Raw genomic sequence first — 14,323 nt, forward strand, 5'->3', positions numbered from 1 at the left:
ACCCCGTCAGCCAACCCGCAAAACCCGCTCCTCTCCTCATCTCCCCAGGAGGACAAAGATGTCTCCGCACCCCCGTCCCCATACGGCCGTCATCGGCCTGGGCGCCATGGGACTGCCCATGGCACGCCGCCTGAACGGCGAACTGCCCGTCTCCGTCTACGACATCGCCGCCGACCGGCGCTCCGCCCTGGCCGCCGAGGGCGCCCGCGACGCCGCGTCCCCGGCCGAGGCCGCCCGTGACGCCGACGTCGTCGTGCTCGCCGTACGCGACCAGGCGCAGGTCGAGGGCGCGCTGTTCGGCGAGAACGGCGCCGCCCAGGCCCTCCGCTCCGGCGCGGTCGTGATCCTCACCAGCACCGTCGGCCCCGAGCCGGCACGCACCACCGCATCGCGGCTCGCCGAGCGCGGTGTGCTGACCGTGGACGCACCCGTCAGCGGCGGCCCGGTACGGGCCGGCAACGGCGATCTGCTGATCGTCGTCGGCGCCGAGGACGTGGCGCTGAAGACGGCCCGGCCGGTCCTCGACCTGCTGTCGTCGACGCTCACTGTCGTCGGTCCCCGCCCCGGCGACGGCCAGGCGATGAAGGCCGTCAACCAGCTGCTGGCCGGCGTGCACATCGCGGCCGCCGCCGAGGCGATCGCACTCGCCCGCGGCCTCGGACTCGACCCGGGCACCGTCGTCGACAGCCTCAAGCACGGCGCCGCCGGCTCGTTCATGTTCGCCGACCGCGGGCCGCGCATGGTCCAGACGTACGACGACGGACCCGACCCCGAGGTCAAGTCGCGGCTGGACATCTTCGTCAAGGACATGGGCATCGTCACCGGCATCGCGAAGGACGCCCACGTCCCGGTGCCGCTGGCCGCCGCGGCCGAACAGCTCTACCTGCTCGGTGAGGGCGCCGGGCTCGGCGCCCGCGACGACTCCTCCGTCGTCACCGTCCTGTCTCCCAAGTCCCCGGAAGGAGAGGGACGATGAGCCACACCACCCTGCTGACCATCGCGGTCGCCGGTGTCGCGGCGCTGCTCCTGCTCATCCTCAAGGCCAAGGTCCAGCCCTTCGTCGCGCTCATGGTCATCAGCATCGGCGTGGCGCTCGCCGCGGGCGTGCCCGCCGCCGACCTGGTGAAGACCATCGAGGACGGCATGGGCTCCACCCTGGGCCACATCGCCACGATCATCGCGCTCGGCGCGATGATCGGCCGGATCATCGAACTCTCCGGCGGCGCCCACGCGTTCGCCCACTCCCTCATCGAGAAGTTCGGCTCCCGGCGCACCCCGCTCGCCCTGACCGTCGCCGGATTCGTCCTGGGCATCCCGGTCTTCTTCGAGGTCGGCCTGATCATCCTGATGCCGATCGCGTACGGAGTCGCCCGCGCCTCCCGCAAGCCGCTGCTGGTCTACGCGCTGCCGATGGGCGCCGCGATGCTCACCGTGCACGCGTTCCTGCCGCCGCACCCGGGCGCGGTCGCCGTCGCCGAGGCGATCGGTGCCAGCCAGGGCCTGGTGCTGCTGATGGGCATTCCCGTCACGGCCGTCGTCGTCCTGTTCGGCTACCTCGTCTCCCGTCGCCTCACCCGCCGCGAGTACCCGATGGACCCGGCGGTGTACGCCGAGGTGTACGGCGAACCGGAGACCGGGGGCGGCACCGTACCGGCCACCGCGGACACCGGCTCGGGCACCTCCGACGGCGGTCACGCCACCGCCGTACTGACCAAGCCCGCACCCTCGGAGACCGCGGTCCGCCCGCCGTCCTTCGGCATGGTCCTGGCGCTGATCGTCACGCCCATCCTGCTGATCCTCCTGGGCACCATCGGACAGAACACGCTCGCCGAGGGCTCCACCCTGCGCGCCGTGCTCACCGTCCTCGGCGCCCCGATGGTGGCCCTGCTCATCGACGTCGCCCTGTGCGGCTGGTTCCTGGGTGCGCGTCGCGGCTGGAACCGCGCGCACATCGCCGAGGTCATGGGCTCCGCACTGCCGCCCGTCGCGATGGTGATCCTGGTCGCCGGCGCGGGCGGTGTCTTCGGCAAGGTCCTGGTCGCCAGCGGCATCGGCGACGCCATCGCCGACGTCCTGGAACGCACGGGCCTGCCGGTACTGCTGCTGGCCTTCCTCACCTCCCTCGCCCTGCGGGCCGCGCAGGGGTCGGCGACGGTGGCCCTGATCACCACCGCCGGCATCCTCACCCCGCTGCTGCACCGCGCCGACCTCTCCACCGGCCAACTGTCGCTGGTGGCCCTGGCGATGGGCGCGGGCGCCCTGGCGCTGTCCCACATCAACGACGCCGGGTACTGGATGTTCACCAAGCTCGCCGGCCTCGACGTGGCGGCCGGGCTGCGCACCTGGACGGTCCTGACCACCGTCATGGGATGCGCGGGCTTCGCCCTCACCGCCGCACTGTGGCCACTGGTCTGACCCGCCGTCGATACACGCGGCTGCCTGCCCTGGCCTTCACCGGCCCGGGCGGGCAGCTTCGGTCTTTGGAACGCTCAGCCCGGCTCACCGCCGGTGGCAGCCCCAGCGGCTTCGGCAGGATGCGGCACCGCCTCGGCCGTCCCGCCGGTGGCGTACTTCGACGGGGTGCCAACGCCGATCAGGACGAGGGCGATCACGGCCGCCGCCAGCATGCCGATGCCGCCGACGAGGGCGCAGGTGTGCAGCGCGTCGGTGAAACTCGCGCCATAGGCCGACAGGGCCCGGCCGGTGGCCTCGGGTGTCTGCAGATGCAGGAATGCCCCTGCCTGGATACCGACGTCGGAGACCAGGCCGCCCACCTGTCCCCGGTCGGCGGGGCTCAGACCGGACCGCGCGAGGTGCCCGGGCAGCGCGGCCAGAGTGCGGTTGGTGAGGATCACGCCGAATACGGCGGGGCCGAGGGCGCCACCGATCTGGCGCAGGGCACTGTGGGCGGCGCCGGCCGTGCCCGCCAGCCGGTGCGGCAGGCTGTTCATCGCGATGGTGGTGATCGGTGCCATGGCCAATGCGATGCCGATGCCCAACACCCCGATGACCAGGGCGGCTTGGCCGGTGCCGGTGGAGGCGTGGAAGAGATTCACGCACAGCGCCCCGATGCCGCTCACCACCAGACCGATGACCAGCAGCAGCCCGGGTGAGGTGCGGTTCATCAGGCGACCGACCAGGGGGCCCAGCACGACGGTGAAGCCGTTGATCGCCACGAGCCGCACACCGATGTCCCACGTGGACGCGTGGTGGACGAGCCCGAAGTACTCGCTCAGCGCGAAGACGAGGCCGACCTGGGCGAACAGGGTGAGGGCCATCACGAGCGCGGCGCCGGAGAACGCCGGTGAGGTGAACAGACGCACGTCCAGCATGGGGCAGGGGGACCGGAGTTCCACCAGGACGAAGGCCGGCAGGCCGACGGCGGCCACCAGGAACGCGATCACGACCTCGGCCGAACCCCACCCGATGCTGCCGCCCTCGATGACGCCGTACACCAGCCCCGTGATGGCGACGATGGCGAGGAGCTGACCGGGGATGTCCAGGTGACGTTCCCGCTCGGCGCGGGACTCGCTCAGGACGACGGCCCCGACCACGGCCGTGATCACGCCGATCACCAGGGAGGGCAGGAAGACCCACCGCCAGCTCGCGTGTTCTACGATCACGCCGTTGATCAGCGGACCCAGCGTCAGACCAAGACCGAGGGAGGCCGTCCACAGCGCGATCACCCTGGCGCGTTTGTGGCGGTCCGGACAGACATCGCTGATCAGGGCGAGTGTGGAGGGGAGCAGGGCGGCGGTGCCCACGCCGGCGAGTGCCTGGCCCACGCAGACCTGCACGACGCCGTCGGCGGTCAGGCACACCAGGCAGCCGAGGCAGAACAGGCACAGACCGGCGAGCCAGGTCTTCTTGCGGCCGTACAGGTCGCCGACCATGCCGCAGGTCAGGAGCAGGGCCGCGGTGGGCAGGATGAACGCGTCGGTGATCCACTGAAGCCCGGCGGTCGAGGCGTCGAGCGCCTGCTGGATGACCGGCAGCGCGACGGAGACGCCGACGACCGGCAGGTAGGAGACGAACACGCCCACGCAGGCCAGCACGATGGTGGCCGTGACATGTCGGGATGCGGGCTGCGGTTGTGCGGACTGTGGCGGGACATGGGGAGTGATGGCCGGCATGACACCTCGAATGAGTGGCGTGGCGGGGGGACTTGGAAGCAGGAGAGGCTCGCCTGGTCCGCCACCGACGTCAGCCGTTACTGGTCAGTCAGACCGCTTCGGACCGTATACCGGCCGGACCCCTGCGGAGATGCCCTCGGACCTGCAAACCAAGGTGAACGGCGGCGACGGCACCCGCTGTTGACGTGTCCCGCGCCTACTCGCGGCGGACGTCGCCGCGCCCCACCGGGACGTGCAGAAGGTCGGCCCCCAGGAGCATGCGCCCGCCGTAGCCGGACCGGCGTGCGCTGTCGCGCAGCAGGCGCCGCCAGGTCGCGTCGGAGACGGCGGCCGGGTTTCCCGGACCGAGATGGGTGGCCACCAGGGCGCCGGCACCGGACTCGGCCGCGATCCTGCCGAGTTCGGCCACGTCGGTGTGGGTGGCCAGGATGTGGTCGATGAGGGTTTGCGACAGGCCCAGATCCGCCAGCCCGGCGGGGTGGAGCGCCTCGTGGACCAGGACGTCGGCGTCCCGGGCGAGCGTGATGACGTTGGGGGTTGGGGCGGTGTCGCCGGAGAACACGACACTGCCGTGGTCGGTGTCGAAGCGGTAGGCGTAGGCGGGGAACACCGCGCCGTGCGGGACGAGCACGGCGGTCACCTTGACGTCGTCGTTCTCCATGACGGTGAAGGGCCGCATGGTGGGGGCGGTGTTGGCCGCGGAGGCGGCGACCCCGGCCGGCGGCAGCACGTCGTGGACGTCGAGCAGCGTGGCCGGGTCGATGCCGATGTGTTCGCTCATGAAGAAGGTGGGCGCGGCGGCGTACGCCTGCCCGGCCAGTCTGGTCATCTCGACGGTCCCCGGAAGCGGGCCGGCAGCGCCGGTCACGGTGGAGGGGATGCCGGCGGCTCCGGGGCCGTAGACGGACGCGGGTGTGCGGAAACCCTGGTCTCCGGAGGCCCCGGCGGACAGCAGCGGGAATGCGTAGTAGTCGACGATGTGGTCGGCGTGCAGGTGGGTGAGGAAGATCCCGGCCAGCGAGGGCATGGAGAGACCGGCGCGCAGGTACTGGGTCACGGCTCCGCGGCCGCAGTCGACGACGTACGTCCTGCCGTTGACCACCAGTGCGGACGAGATGCCGTACCGGCCCGCCAGCGGCGGCGGCCCGCTGTTGGTGCCCAGCAGCACGAGCGACAAGGGCGTGTGGGCAGGTTCGGCCGTGGCGGGTGTCGCTGCCAGCAGCGATGTGGCGGCCACGGCCGAGGCGGCCACGGCGCCCAGTACCGCTCTGCGAGAGGTGTGATGCGACTCGCCCTGTGGCGAGCTGGTCGTCGGATGGCGTGTCGGCTGGTCGTTCTGGCACATGGGCGGCGGCTCCTCTGCGATGCGCAGGACGTGATGAGAGCGGTCGGGCGAACGCAGCGCGACCCGACCCGCTCGTCGTCCTGGCGCTGCACGCGGAAACCGCGATCACTGGCGGGATGCTGCCCTCCGCCGTAGGCCAGGGGGAGTGCATACGGCGCAAACTAAGTTGACGATCATCTACTGGTGGGCTGCGCCCGTCACGTCCGGATCGCCGGGCTGGGGTTGTCCTTGAACCATTGCGCGAGGAACTCGAGCAGGGTGGCGATCTTTCGCGGCACCGTCTGGCCGGGGCCGTAGACCGCGTACAACGGGCGTTCGGGGACGGGCACTTGGGGGAGCTGGAGACTCAGTGCCCCGGAGACCAGGTCCTCGTGTGCCGACCGCTGCGGGAGCAGGGCGATGCCGCGGCCCTGAAGGGCGGCCTTCTGCAGGGCGATGTACGAGTTCGAGGAGAAGGCCACATTGCGGATCTTGTGCAGGCTGGAGTTCGAACCGTGCCCGAGACGCCAGACCGGCTCGTTCACGTGCACCAGACACTCGTGGTCGGCCAGATCGCCGGGGTGGTCAAGTGCACCGCGGCGTTTGACGTAGTCCTCGGACGCGCACAGGGCGAAGGGAAGGGACGCGATCTTCTTGAGGTGGACCCGGGAGTCCCGCAGGTCCCGTGTGTGCAGCGCGACGTCGAAGCCACTGTCCAGGAAGTCGTACGTGCGCTCCGAGACGCCTCCCAGTTCGAACCGTACGGCGATCTTCGGATGGGCGGCGGCGAAGGCGGCGATGGCATCGCCGACGTCGAGGCTGCCGATCCACTTGGGGCACACGACGTTCAGAGGGCCTTCCGCCCGGTCGTGCAGATGGCCGATGAGGGCCTCCTCCGTCTCGATCTCGGCGAGGATGCGGGCGGCGAACTCGGAGTAGCGCAGGCCCGTCTCGGTCAGGCTGACCGAGCGGGACGTGCGGTTGACCAGGCGGACACCGATCTGCCGTTCCAGTTCCGCCACGTGACGTGAGACGAGGGAGCCCGACGAGTTCAGTGCGCGGGCGGCGCCACTGAAACTGCCGAGCTGCGCGACGATGACGAAGCTGCGCATCAGAAGCATGCGGTCCATGGAAGTCCCTCCCGTCGGCCACGGCTCGGGCGTCCCTCCGGCCGTGTGGGACATGGGGCTGGTGAGAGGTGCTGAGGCACCTCGGCTAGCGGCTAAAACGATTAAGTGGACGCTAGCAGACACTCCTCGCTTCAGGCGAGAGCGAGAGCGGGAGCCGGCGGCCCGCGGCGGCAGCGCGCAGCTCCGCGGAGCCTTCCGCGGCGAATGCGTCTGCTTCTGTGTCCCGCGCCCGCGCCCGCGTGGGCTCAGGCGCGCGCGGTGGTCGTACCGTGCAGGAAGACCCGGACCGCGGCGGAGATGCTCGCTCGGACCTCCGCGTCGTTGGGCTTGTGCGGCGAGTTCGTCAGGAGCCGCATCTGGGCGTCGCCGAGCATCGCCTGGTACAGCTGCGCCGCCGCGCGGGTGGGGTCGGTGACAGTGATCTCGCCGGCGTCATGGGCCTGCTGCAGATAGCCGGCCAGTACGCCCTGGCCGGCTGCGGGGCCGTGCTCGAAGAAGGCCCGGCCCACGCCCGGCATGCGGTCCGCCTCCGCGGTGACCAGCCGGTGCAGGGCGATGGCCTGCGGGGTGAGGACCAGGGCGGCGAAATGGCCGCCCAGGGCCGTGAGTGTCTCGCCGAGATCGGAGCTGGGGGGAGTGAAGGACTGGACCGGCTTCGACCACTCGTCGCACAGGGCTTCCACCGACGCCTGGAACAGCTCGGCCTTGTCCGTGAAGTGCCGGTAGAGCGTCGCCTTGGACCCGCCGACCTCGGTCAGCACATCCTCCATCGTGACGCCGGAGTACCCCTTGGTGAGGAACAGCTCGCCCGCCGCCCGCAGGATCAGCTCCCGGCGGTCCGCTGCTCTCATCCTCTGCACGGCAGACATCGTATAAGTGCCACCTCTTGCTCATCCGCGGAACTCGACAGTACTGTACGGTACAGTACCGCTGCTGGCCCGGGGCGCATCCCTGTCCGCGCCTGCACGATCGCGTCGCAGCCGCTCGCCCGACTGACGCGCGCCCCCGTTCTTCGCCACGTCGGCATCTCTCCCACCCCCTGTGGAAGCGCCCGCAGCCGCATCGGCATGACATGGAGGAAGCAATGGCACATCTCGAGGACCAGATACGCGAAGCCGGAGGCCCGCTGGCGCTGCTGCGCGGCGGCCGGTCGGGGGCGTACCCCTTCCCGATCCGGGCCGAGTTCACCAACTGGCGTGATGAGCAGGAGAGTTGGCGTACGACCGCCGCGCTGATGGATCTCTCCCACCACATGACCGACCTCACGGTGGAGGGTCCCGACTGCTATCGCCTGCTGTCCGAGCTCGGCGCGAACAGCTTCGAGGGCTTCGGCCCGATGCAGGCCAAGCAGTTCATCGCCGTCAACCACGACGGCTACCAGATCGGCGACTGCATCCTGTTCTGCCTCGCCGACAAGCTGGTCCGCCTCGTCGGACGCCCGCCGGCCCTCAACTGGGTCCAGTTCCACGCCGAGACCGGCGGTTACGACGTCACCCTGCGCCGCGACGAGCGCACCGCGCAGAACCCGCACGGCCGCGAGTTCTACCGCCTGCAGCTGCAGGGCCCGCACGCCGCCCGCATCTTCGAGGACGCCAACGGCGGCCCCCTGCCGGACATCCCCTTCTTCACCATGGGCAGGTTCCACATCGGCAAGTACGAGGTCACCGCCCTCAACCACCGCATGTCCGGCTTCCCCGGACTGGAGTTCTTCGGCCCCTATGCGGATCTCGACGGCGTCCGCGACACGCTCCTGGAGGCGGGCGAGTCGTACGGGATCCGCCAGGTCGGCGGTCGCGCCTACGCCTCAGTCGCCACCGAGTCCGGCTGGATCGCCTCCACGGTTCCCGCCGTCTACTCGGGCGAGAACATGAGGCCGTACCGCGAGTGGCTGGGCGCGCGCAGCTTCGAGGCGAACCTCTCCACCGGCGGCAGCTTCGTCCCGGATCAGGTCGACGACTACTACGTCACCCCCTACGACCTGGGCTACGGCCACATCCTCAAGTTCGACCACGACTTCGTCGGCCGCGCGGCGCTGGAGCGGATGCGCGGACGCAAGCACCGCAAGAAGGCCTGGCTGTCCTGGCACCGCGACGACGTCGCCCGCGTCTACGCCAGCATGTACGAGCAGGGCGACCGGCGCTTCAAGTACATCGAGACGCCCGCCGCGTTCTACTCCGCCTCGCAGTTCGACCGCGTCGAGGCCGACGGCCGGCTCATCGGGCTGTCGACGCTGTGCAGCTACTCGGCCAACGTCCGCGGCTGGATCTCCGTTTGCATGATCGACGCGGACGAACTGGGCTACGGACGCGAGGTCGACCTGGTCTGGGGCGAACCGAACGGCGGCTCAGCCAACCCGACGGTCGAACGGCACGCGCAGACCACGATCCGGGCCACCATTTCCCGCCGGCCCTTCGCGAGCGACAAGCGCTGATGCGTCAGCGCGCGCCGACCCCCGTTCGGGGCGCAACGTTAGCTTTCGCTCGGCGAACGGGGGTACGTGTGCGTATCACTAGATCGATTAAGTCTCGGTCTGTAACGTGGGCGTCCTGATCGATTCAGCATTCCTTTTTCCCCGCGGCGGGACGCGGGACCAAGGGGGTTGCCACCGATGCCAACCATGCAAGACCCCGCCCTGAGGCGGTCGAGAACACCGACAGAGCTGCAGGGGCTGCCCCGACCGGGCCGGTGCCTGGTCATGGGGATCCTCAACGCGACACCCGACTCCTTCTCCGACGGCGGCCTGTACGCCGACCACCGGTCCGCGATCGACCGGGGGCTGCAACTCGCCGCCCAGGGTGCGGACATCGTCGACGTGGGCGGCGAGTCCACCCGGCCCGGGGCCCGGCCCGTGGGTCTGGAGGAGGAGCTGGCGCGGACCATCCCGGTGGTGCGCGAACTCGCCCGCGCAGGCGTGTGCACGAGCATCGACACCATGCACGCACCCGTGGCCCGAGCCGCCGTCGAGGCGGGAGCGCGTCTGGTCAACGACATCAGCGGCGGCCTGGCCGACCCGGCCATGGCGTCGACCGTCGCGGCGGCCGACGTCCCGTACGTCGCCATGCACTGGCGTGCACCGAGCCTCGAGATGGACCGCCACGCCGACTACGGCGACGTCGTGTCCGACGTCAACGCCGAACTCACCTGCCGACTCCGGCAGTTGACGGACCAGGGAGTCGACCCGACCCGCATCCTCCTCGACCCCGGACTCGGCTTCGCGAAGCGCCCCGAGCGCGACTGGACGCTGCTGGCCCACCTGGGCTCGCTGCGGCAACTCGGGTTCCCGCTGCTCGTCGGCGCATCGAGGAAGCGCTTCATCGGTGCAGCCCTCGCGAGCGGGGGTGCCGGTGAAGTCCCGCCCCGCGGACGGGACATGGCGACGGCCGCGGTCTGTGCGCTGGCGGCCGTCGGGGGAGCGTTCTGCGTGCGCGTCCATGACGTTCGCGCCGGCCTCGACGCGGTGTGCATGGCGGCCGCGTACCTCGAGCACTGCGACCGCGGACGCCAACCGGTCGGCGCCGGGCGCGAGTTGCGGCCGTAAGAGAGCCCCACATCTGCACCGCCCTGGGTGAGGGTCGCTTCATCGCCATCGCTAGATCGATTTAGTATCCGCATTGAAGATCGTTACGAGTCAGGAGCCGCAATGACAGTCCCCACCCTCCAGGACGGCATCGACAAGGCCGGATCGCCGATCAAGCTGCTGTGGCAGCCGAACGCCGAGCCGTGGACGCCCGAGGTGGTCGAGCGCGAGTACGCGGGCTGGCGACAGGAGCAGGCCGCCTGGCACGAGGGCGTGGCGTTGCTCAACCTCTCGCACCACATGTACGACATGTGGATCGAAGGCCCGGACGCCACCCGGGTGTTGGCCGACCATGGCGTCAACAACTTCGAGAAGTTCGCCATCGGACAGGCCAAGCAGTACGTCCCGGTCACCCGGGCCGGACACATCGTCACCGACGGCATCCTGCTCCGGCAGGCCGAGAACAAGTACCTGCTCAGCGGGATTCCGGCCGCGCAGCACTGGGTGCAGTACCACGCGGAGAAGGGCGGCTACGACGTCGGCTTCGTGACCGACCCGTCGTCCGCCTTCCGCCCGGGCGGCGGTGAACCGAGGCTCTTCCGGTACCAGATCCAGGGCCCGCTGGCGGCGGAGCTGGTGGAGAAGACCTTCGGCGGGCCGCTGCCGGAGACCAAGTTCTTCCACGCCACGGAGGTCACCCTCGGCGGACGGACCTTCCATGCCCTGCGCCATGGCATGGCCGGACAGGCCGGCTACGAATTCCTCGGCCCCTGGGAGCACGCCGCATACGTCCACGAGGCGTTCCTCAAGGCAGGCGAGCCGCTCGGCCTGGTCCAGGTCGGTGCGCTGGCGTACGCCACACCGAGCGTGGAGAGCGGCTGGATCCCCTCGCCGGTACCCGGCATCTACACCGACCCCGACCTCGCGGAATACCGCACCTACCTGCCCCTGTTCGGCATCGAGGGCAAGCGCCCGCTGAACGGCAGCTTCTTCTCGGAGGACATCGAGGACTACTACGTCTCCCCGTACGAGCTCGGCTACGGGAAACTGATCCACTTCGGCCACGACTTCGTGGGCCGTGACGCCCTGCAGAAGGCCAAGCACGGGCCGCTGCGCACCAAGGTCACGCTCGTCCTCGACCCCGACGACGTCCGCACCGCCATCGGGCAGGGCGAGGACCCCGGCTTCGTCCTCACCTACGCCCGCCACCGCGTCGAGAGCGCCACCGGCCTGGTGGGCACCACCATGCAGAGCGCGTCGATCGACCCGGTGGGCACCGTGCTCGCGCAGACCCTGATCGACGCCGAACACGCCGTCCCCGGCACCGAAGTGACCGTCGTCTGGGGCGAGCACCCCGGTTCCGGCACCGACCCCGAGGCGGACCTCGGTTTCCCCCGCATCCGCGCGACCGTCCAGCCCGCTCCGTTCAACGAGCACGCGCGGACCCTCTACCGCCGCAACCGCTGACGCCGTACCGGAAAGCGAGACGCACGACGATGAACAACGCGAGCACGGTACGAACAGCGGTCAGTACCTCGCTACTCGAGGACTTCTCCCTGGAGATGACGGGGAAGGACGTCGCCAAACTGGAGGAGGCCCGCGACAGCATCCCTCAGGGCACCCGGATCAATATCACCTTCCTCGGCAACGAGGATCTCGAGATGCGGCTGGACGCCGCCCGGGCCGTCAAACGGCTCGGCTTCGTCGCCGTACCGCACATATCCGCCCGCCGCCTCGGTTCCCGCGCCGACTTCGAGCGCTTCCTGGCCGGCCTGCAGAGCGACGGCACGTCCGACAACGTCTTCCTCGTCGGCGGCGACCCGGCCCACCCCGAGGGCCCCTACGCCGACTCCCTGTCCCTGATCGACACGGGACTGCTGCGGGAGTACGGCGTACGGAACGTCGGCATCACCGGATACCCCGAGGGTCATCCCGCGATCGACGGCGGCGCGCTCTGGACCGCGCTGCAGGACAAGCACTCCGCCCTCGCCGGGCAGCCGTTGGAGGGCGGCATCATCACGCAGTTCGGGTTCGACGTCGATCCGGTGCTGGCCTGGGTGGAAGAGGTACGGCGGCGCGGTATCGGGCTGCCGGTCAGGATCGGGGTGCCCGGGCCCGCAGGAGTGCGCCGGCTGATGTCGTACGCGGCCCGTTTCGGCGTCGGCACCAGCGCCTCCGTCGTCAAGAAGTACGGGTTCTCGCTGACCAACCTCATGGGCACCGCGGGCCCGGACCGGTTTCTGCGTGACCTCGCCGCTGCTCACGACCCCGCCCGCCACGGCGACTTGAAGATCCACTTCTATACGTTCGGCGGGCTCAGGGCCACCTCCGAGTGGGCCGCCCGCTTCCGGAAGGACAGCCTGGCATGACCGTCATGCAAGACGCCCCGGTCCGCACAGCGACGGGTAAGCAGCCTGCGCAGCAGGCCTCGCTCATCCTGCAGGGCGCCGACGCCACCGGCATCGTCGCCGCCGTGACCTCGGTCCTCAGCAGCCACGGCGCGAACATCGTCTCCCTGGACCAGTACTCCGACAATCCGCAGGGCGGCGCCTTCTTCCAGCGCACCGTCCTCGGCCTCGACGGACTGCAGGCCGCGCTGCCCGCCCTGCGGGCCGACCTGGACAAGGAGTTGGTGGAGGGGTTCGGGCTGCGCTACACGCTCCGCGACCTCTCCATACCCAAACGGGTGGCGATCTTCGCGTCGAAGTCCGACCACTGTCTGCTGGACCTGCTGTGGCGCCACCGGCAGGGTCAACTGCCCGTCACCGTCTCGATGGTGATCTCCAATCACCCGGATGTGGCAGAGGAGGTCCGGTCGTTCGGCATCCCCTTCTTCCACGTCCCCTGCCAAGGTGCGGACAAGTCGGCAGCGGAGGCAGAGCACCTGCGGCTGCTGAAGGGCAACGTCGACTTCGTCGTCCTGGCCCGCTACATGCAGATCCTGTCGGGGGACTTCATCGCTCAGGTCGGCGTCCCGATCATCAACATCCACCACTCCTTCCTGCCCGCCTTCATCGGCGCCGGCCCCTACGCCAAGGCCAAGGAACGGGGCGTGAAGCTGGTGGGTGCCACCGCGCACTACGTCACCGAGGACCTCGACGAGGGCCCGATCATCGAGCAGGACGTCGTCCGGGTCACCCACGCCCACACCGCGTCCGACCTCACCCACCGCGGGGCCGACGTGGAACGCGCGGTGCTCTCCCGCGCGGTGCTGTGGCACGCCGAGGACCGGGTCATCCGCAACGGCAACCACACCATCGTCTTCGCCTGAACGGGAGCGGTTCGCCACCATGACAACCACCATTGACGGCACCAGGATCGCCCGGCGAATCCGTGCACGGGTCGCCGAGGAGGTCGCCGCCGCAGGCCCGGGCAGAGCCCCTGGCCTGGCGACCGTCCTCGTCGGCGACGATCCGGCCAGCGCGGTGTACGTCGCCGCCAAACGGCGCGCGATCAGGGAAGCCGGCCTGCGCGACTTCCATCGCCACCTGCCCCAGCACGCCATGTACGACGACGTAGCCGCCGTAATCGACGAACTCGCGGCCGAGCCACAGGTCTCCGGCATCCTGCTCCAACTCCCGCTGCCCGCACACCTGGACGCGGCCGCGCTGATCGACCGCATCCCCGTCACCAAGGACGTCGACGGCCTGACCACCGCCAGCCTCGGCCTTCTCGCCCGAGGCGAGCACGGGCTGCGCCCGTGCACCCCGAGCGGCGTCATCGAACTCCTCGACGCCGAGGGCATCCCGCTGCGGGGCGCGAACGTCGCGGTGGTCGGCTGGGGCGAGCTCGTCGGAAAGCCCCTGACACAGCTGCTGCTACGGCGCGGGGCAACCGTGTCGGTGGCACACGAACACACCACCGACCTGGCCGCGGTCACCCGGCCCGCCGACATCGTCGTCGTCGCCACCGGCGTGCGCGGACTCGTCGGCCCCGAACACGTCGGACCCGGCGCCGTCGTCATCGACGCGGGCATCCACCGCACCCCCTCGGGCCTGACCGGCGACGTCCGCTCGGCGGAACTCGACGGCATCGCCGACCGCATCACACCCGTCCCCGGAGGCGTGGGTCCCATGACCATCGCCATGCTCCTGGTCAACACGCTGCGGGCCGCCCAATGGGGTGCCGAACGCCAGGCTGTCGCAGCGTGCGTCTAGCCAGAGGACCTGATCAACTCGCGTTGTCTCTTCTTGCCCCGGGCGTTGTCGGGGATCTTGGG

General features: G+C 70.2%; 12 protein-coding genes. 8 read left to right on the forward strand and 4 right to left on the reverse strand.

Features of this window, described 5'->3' with window-relative positions:
• Positions 1-58 precede the first annotated feature (58 nt).
• Both ABZ880_RS29290 and ABZ880_RS29295 read left to right on the forward strand, forming a co-directional pair.
• Positions 59-976: an NAD(P)-dependent oxidoreductase gene (locus ABZ880_RS29290; protein ID WP_361268482.1), complete on the forward strand. Its 918-nt coding sequence runs from the start codon at positions 59-61 to the stop codon at positions 974-976.
• Positions 973-2,415: an SLC13 family permease gene (locus tag ABZ880_RS29295; RefSeq protein WP_361268485.1), complete on the forward strand. Its 1,443-nt coding sequence runs from the start codon at positions 973-975 to the stop codon at positions 2,413-2,415. Before ABZ880_RS29290 ends, ABZ880_RS29295 begins: the two co-directional genes overlap by 4 nt.
• A 74-nt stretch (positions 2,416-2,489) precedes the next feature.
• On the opposite strand, the gene ABZ880_RS29300 is transcribed toward ABZ880_RS29295, so the two are convergent.
• The 4 genes from ABZ880_RS29300 to ABZ880_RS29315 form a co-directional block, all read right to left on the reverse strand.
• Positions 2,490-4,133, reverse strand: a complete 1,644-nt coding sequence (locus tag ABZ880_RS29300) for a DHA2 family efflux MFS transporter permease subunit (RefSeq protein WP_361268487.1) — start codon at positions 4,131-4,133, stop codon at positions 2,490-2,492.
• 196 nt (positions 4,134-4,329) lie between these two features.
• Complete coding sequence (locus tag ABZ880_RS29305) at positions 4,330-5,478, reverse strand: MBL fold metallo-hydrolase (RefSeq protein WP_361268489.1); 1,149 nt, start codon at positions 5,476-5,478, stop codon at positions 4,330-4,332.
• A 197-nt stretch (positions 5,479-5,675) separates the two neighbouring features.
• A complete protein-coding gene (locus ABZ880_RS29310; RefSeq protein WP_361268492.1) occupies positions 5,676-6,587 on the reverse strand; it encodes a LysR family transcriptional regulator in 912 nt (303 codons plus the stop codon).
• Between the two features lie 245 nt (positions 6,588-6,832).
• Positions 6,833-7,438 (reverse strand): TetR/AcrR family transcriptional regulator, encoded by a 606-nt coding sequence (locus tag ABZ880_RS29315; RefSeq protein ID WP_361268963.1) that lies wholly within the window; start codon positions 7,436-7,438, stop codon positions 6,833-6,835.
• Positions 7,439-7,671: 233 nt separating this feature from the next.
• Here ABZ880_RS29315 and ABZ880_RS29320 point away from each other — a divergent pair, with 233 nt between their 5' ends.
• The 6 genes from ABZ880_RS29320 (at position 7,672) to ABZ880_RS29345 (ending at position 14,261) form a co-directional block, all read left to right on the forward strand.
• On the forward strand, positions 7,672-9,018 hold the full coding sequence (locus tag ABZ880_RS29320) for an aminomethyl transferase family protein (RefSeq protein WP_361268494.1): 1,347 nt from the start codon (positions 7,672-7,674) through the stop codon (positions 9,016-9,018).
• 186 nt (positions 9,019-9,204) lie between these two features.
• Positions 9,205-10,125: a dihydropteroate synthase gene (folP, locus tag ABZ880_RS29325; RefSeq protein ID WP_361268966.1), complete on the forward strand. Its 921-nt coding sequence runs from the start codon at positions 9,205-9,207 to the stop codon at positions 10,123-10,125.
• 102 nt (positions 10,126-10,227) lie between these two features.
• Entirely contained in the window at positions 10,228-11,571 is a 1,344-nt protein-coding gene (locus ABZ880_RS29330; RefSeq protein WP_361268497.1) for an aminomethyl transferase family protein, read from the forward strand.
• 29 nt (positions 11,572-11,600) lie between these two features.
• The gene (locus ABZ880_RS29335; RefSeq protein WP_361268500.1) at positions 11,601-12,473 is read left to right on the forward strand and encodes a methylenetetrahydrofolate reductase; all 873 of its coding nucleotides are present in this window, start codon (positions 11,601-11,603) and stop codon (positions 12,471-12,473) included.
• 5 nt (positions 12,474-12,478) lie between these two features.
• A complete protein-coding gene (purU, locus tag ABZ880_RS29340; protein WP_361268969.1) occupies positions 12,479-13,375 on the forward strand; it encodes a formyltetrahydrofolate deformylase in 897 nt (298 codons plus the stop codon).
• 19 nt (positions 13,376-13,394) lie between these two features.
• Entirely contained in the window at positions 13,395-14,261 is an 867-nt protein-coding gene (locus ABZ880_RS29345) for a bifunctional 5,10-methylenetetrahydrofolate dehydrogenase/5,10-methenyltetrahydrofolate cyclohydrolase (RefSeq protein ID WP_361268503.1), read from the forward strand.
• Positions 14,262-14,323: the final 62 nt, after the last annotated feature.

The organism is Streptomyces sp. NPDC047043 (assembly GCF_040644055.1).
Classification (GTDB): domain Bacteria; phylum Actinomycetota; class Actinomycetes; order Streptomycetales; family Streptomycetaceae; genus Streptomyces.

What these genes read in the sequence shown, in the direction of transcription:
- folP (WP_361268966.1), top strand. Translation starts at nt 9,205, where the DNA reads ATGCAAGACCCCGCCCTGAGGCGGTCGAGAACACCGACAGAGCTGCAG.
- ABZ880_RS29295 (WP_361268485.1), top strand. Translation starts at nt 973, where the DNA reads ATGAGCCACACCACCCTGCTGACCATCGCGGTCGCCGGTGTCGCGGCG.
- ABZ880_RS29320 (WP_361268494.1), top strand. Translation starts at nt 7,672, where the DNA reads ATGGCACATCTCGAGGACCAGATACGCGAAGCCGGAGGCCCGCTGGCG.
- ABZ880_RS29310 (WP_361268492.1), bottom strand. Translation starts at nt 6,587, where the DNA reads ATGGACCGCATGCTTCTGATGCGCAGCTTCGTCATCGTCGCGCAGCTC.
- ABZ880_RS29335 (WP_361268500.1), top strand. Translation starts at nt 11,601, where the DNA reads ATGAACAACGCGAGCACGGTACGAACAGCGGTCAGTACCTCGCTACTC.
- ABZ880_RS29315 (WP_361268963.1), bottom strand. Translation starts at nt 7,438, where the DNA reads ATGAGAGCAGCGGACCGCCGGGAGCTGATCCTGCGGGCGGCGGGCGAG.
- ABZ880_RS29290 (WP_361268482.1), top strand. Translation starts at nt 59, where the DNA reads ATGTCTCCGCACCCCCGTCCCCATACGGCCGTCATCGGCCTGGGCGCC.
- ABZ880_RS29330 (WP_361268497.1), top strand. Translation starts at nt 10,228, where the DNA reads ATGACAGTCCCCACCCTCCAGGACGGCATCGACAAGGCCGGATCGCCG.
- ABZ880_RS29345 (WP_361268503.1), top strand. Translation starts at nt 13,395, where the DNA reads ATGACAACCACCATTGACGGCACCAGGATCGCCCGGCGAATCCGTGCA.
- purU (WP_361268969.1), top strand. Translation starts at nt 12,479, where the DNA reads ATGCAAGACGCCCCGGTCCGCACAGCGACGGGTAAGCAGCCTGCGCAG.
- ABZ880_RS29305 (WP_361268489.1), bottom strand. Translation starts at nt 5,478, where the DNA reads ATGTGCCAGAACGACCAGCCGACACGCCATCCGACGACCAGCTCGCCA.
- ABZ880_RS29300 (WP_361268487.1), bottom strand. Translation starts at nt 4,133, where the DNA reads ATGCCGGCCATCACTCCCCATGTCCCGCCACAGTCCGCACAACCGCAG.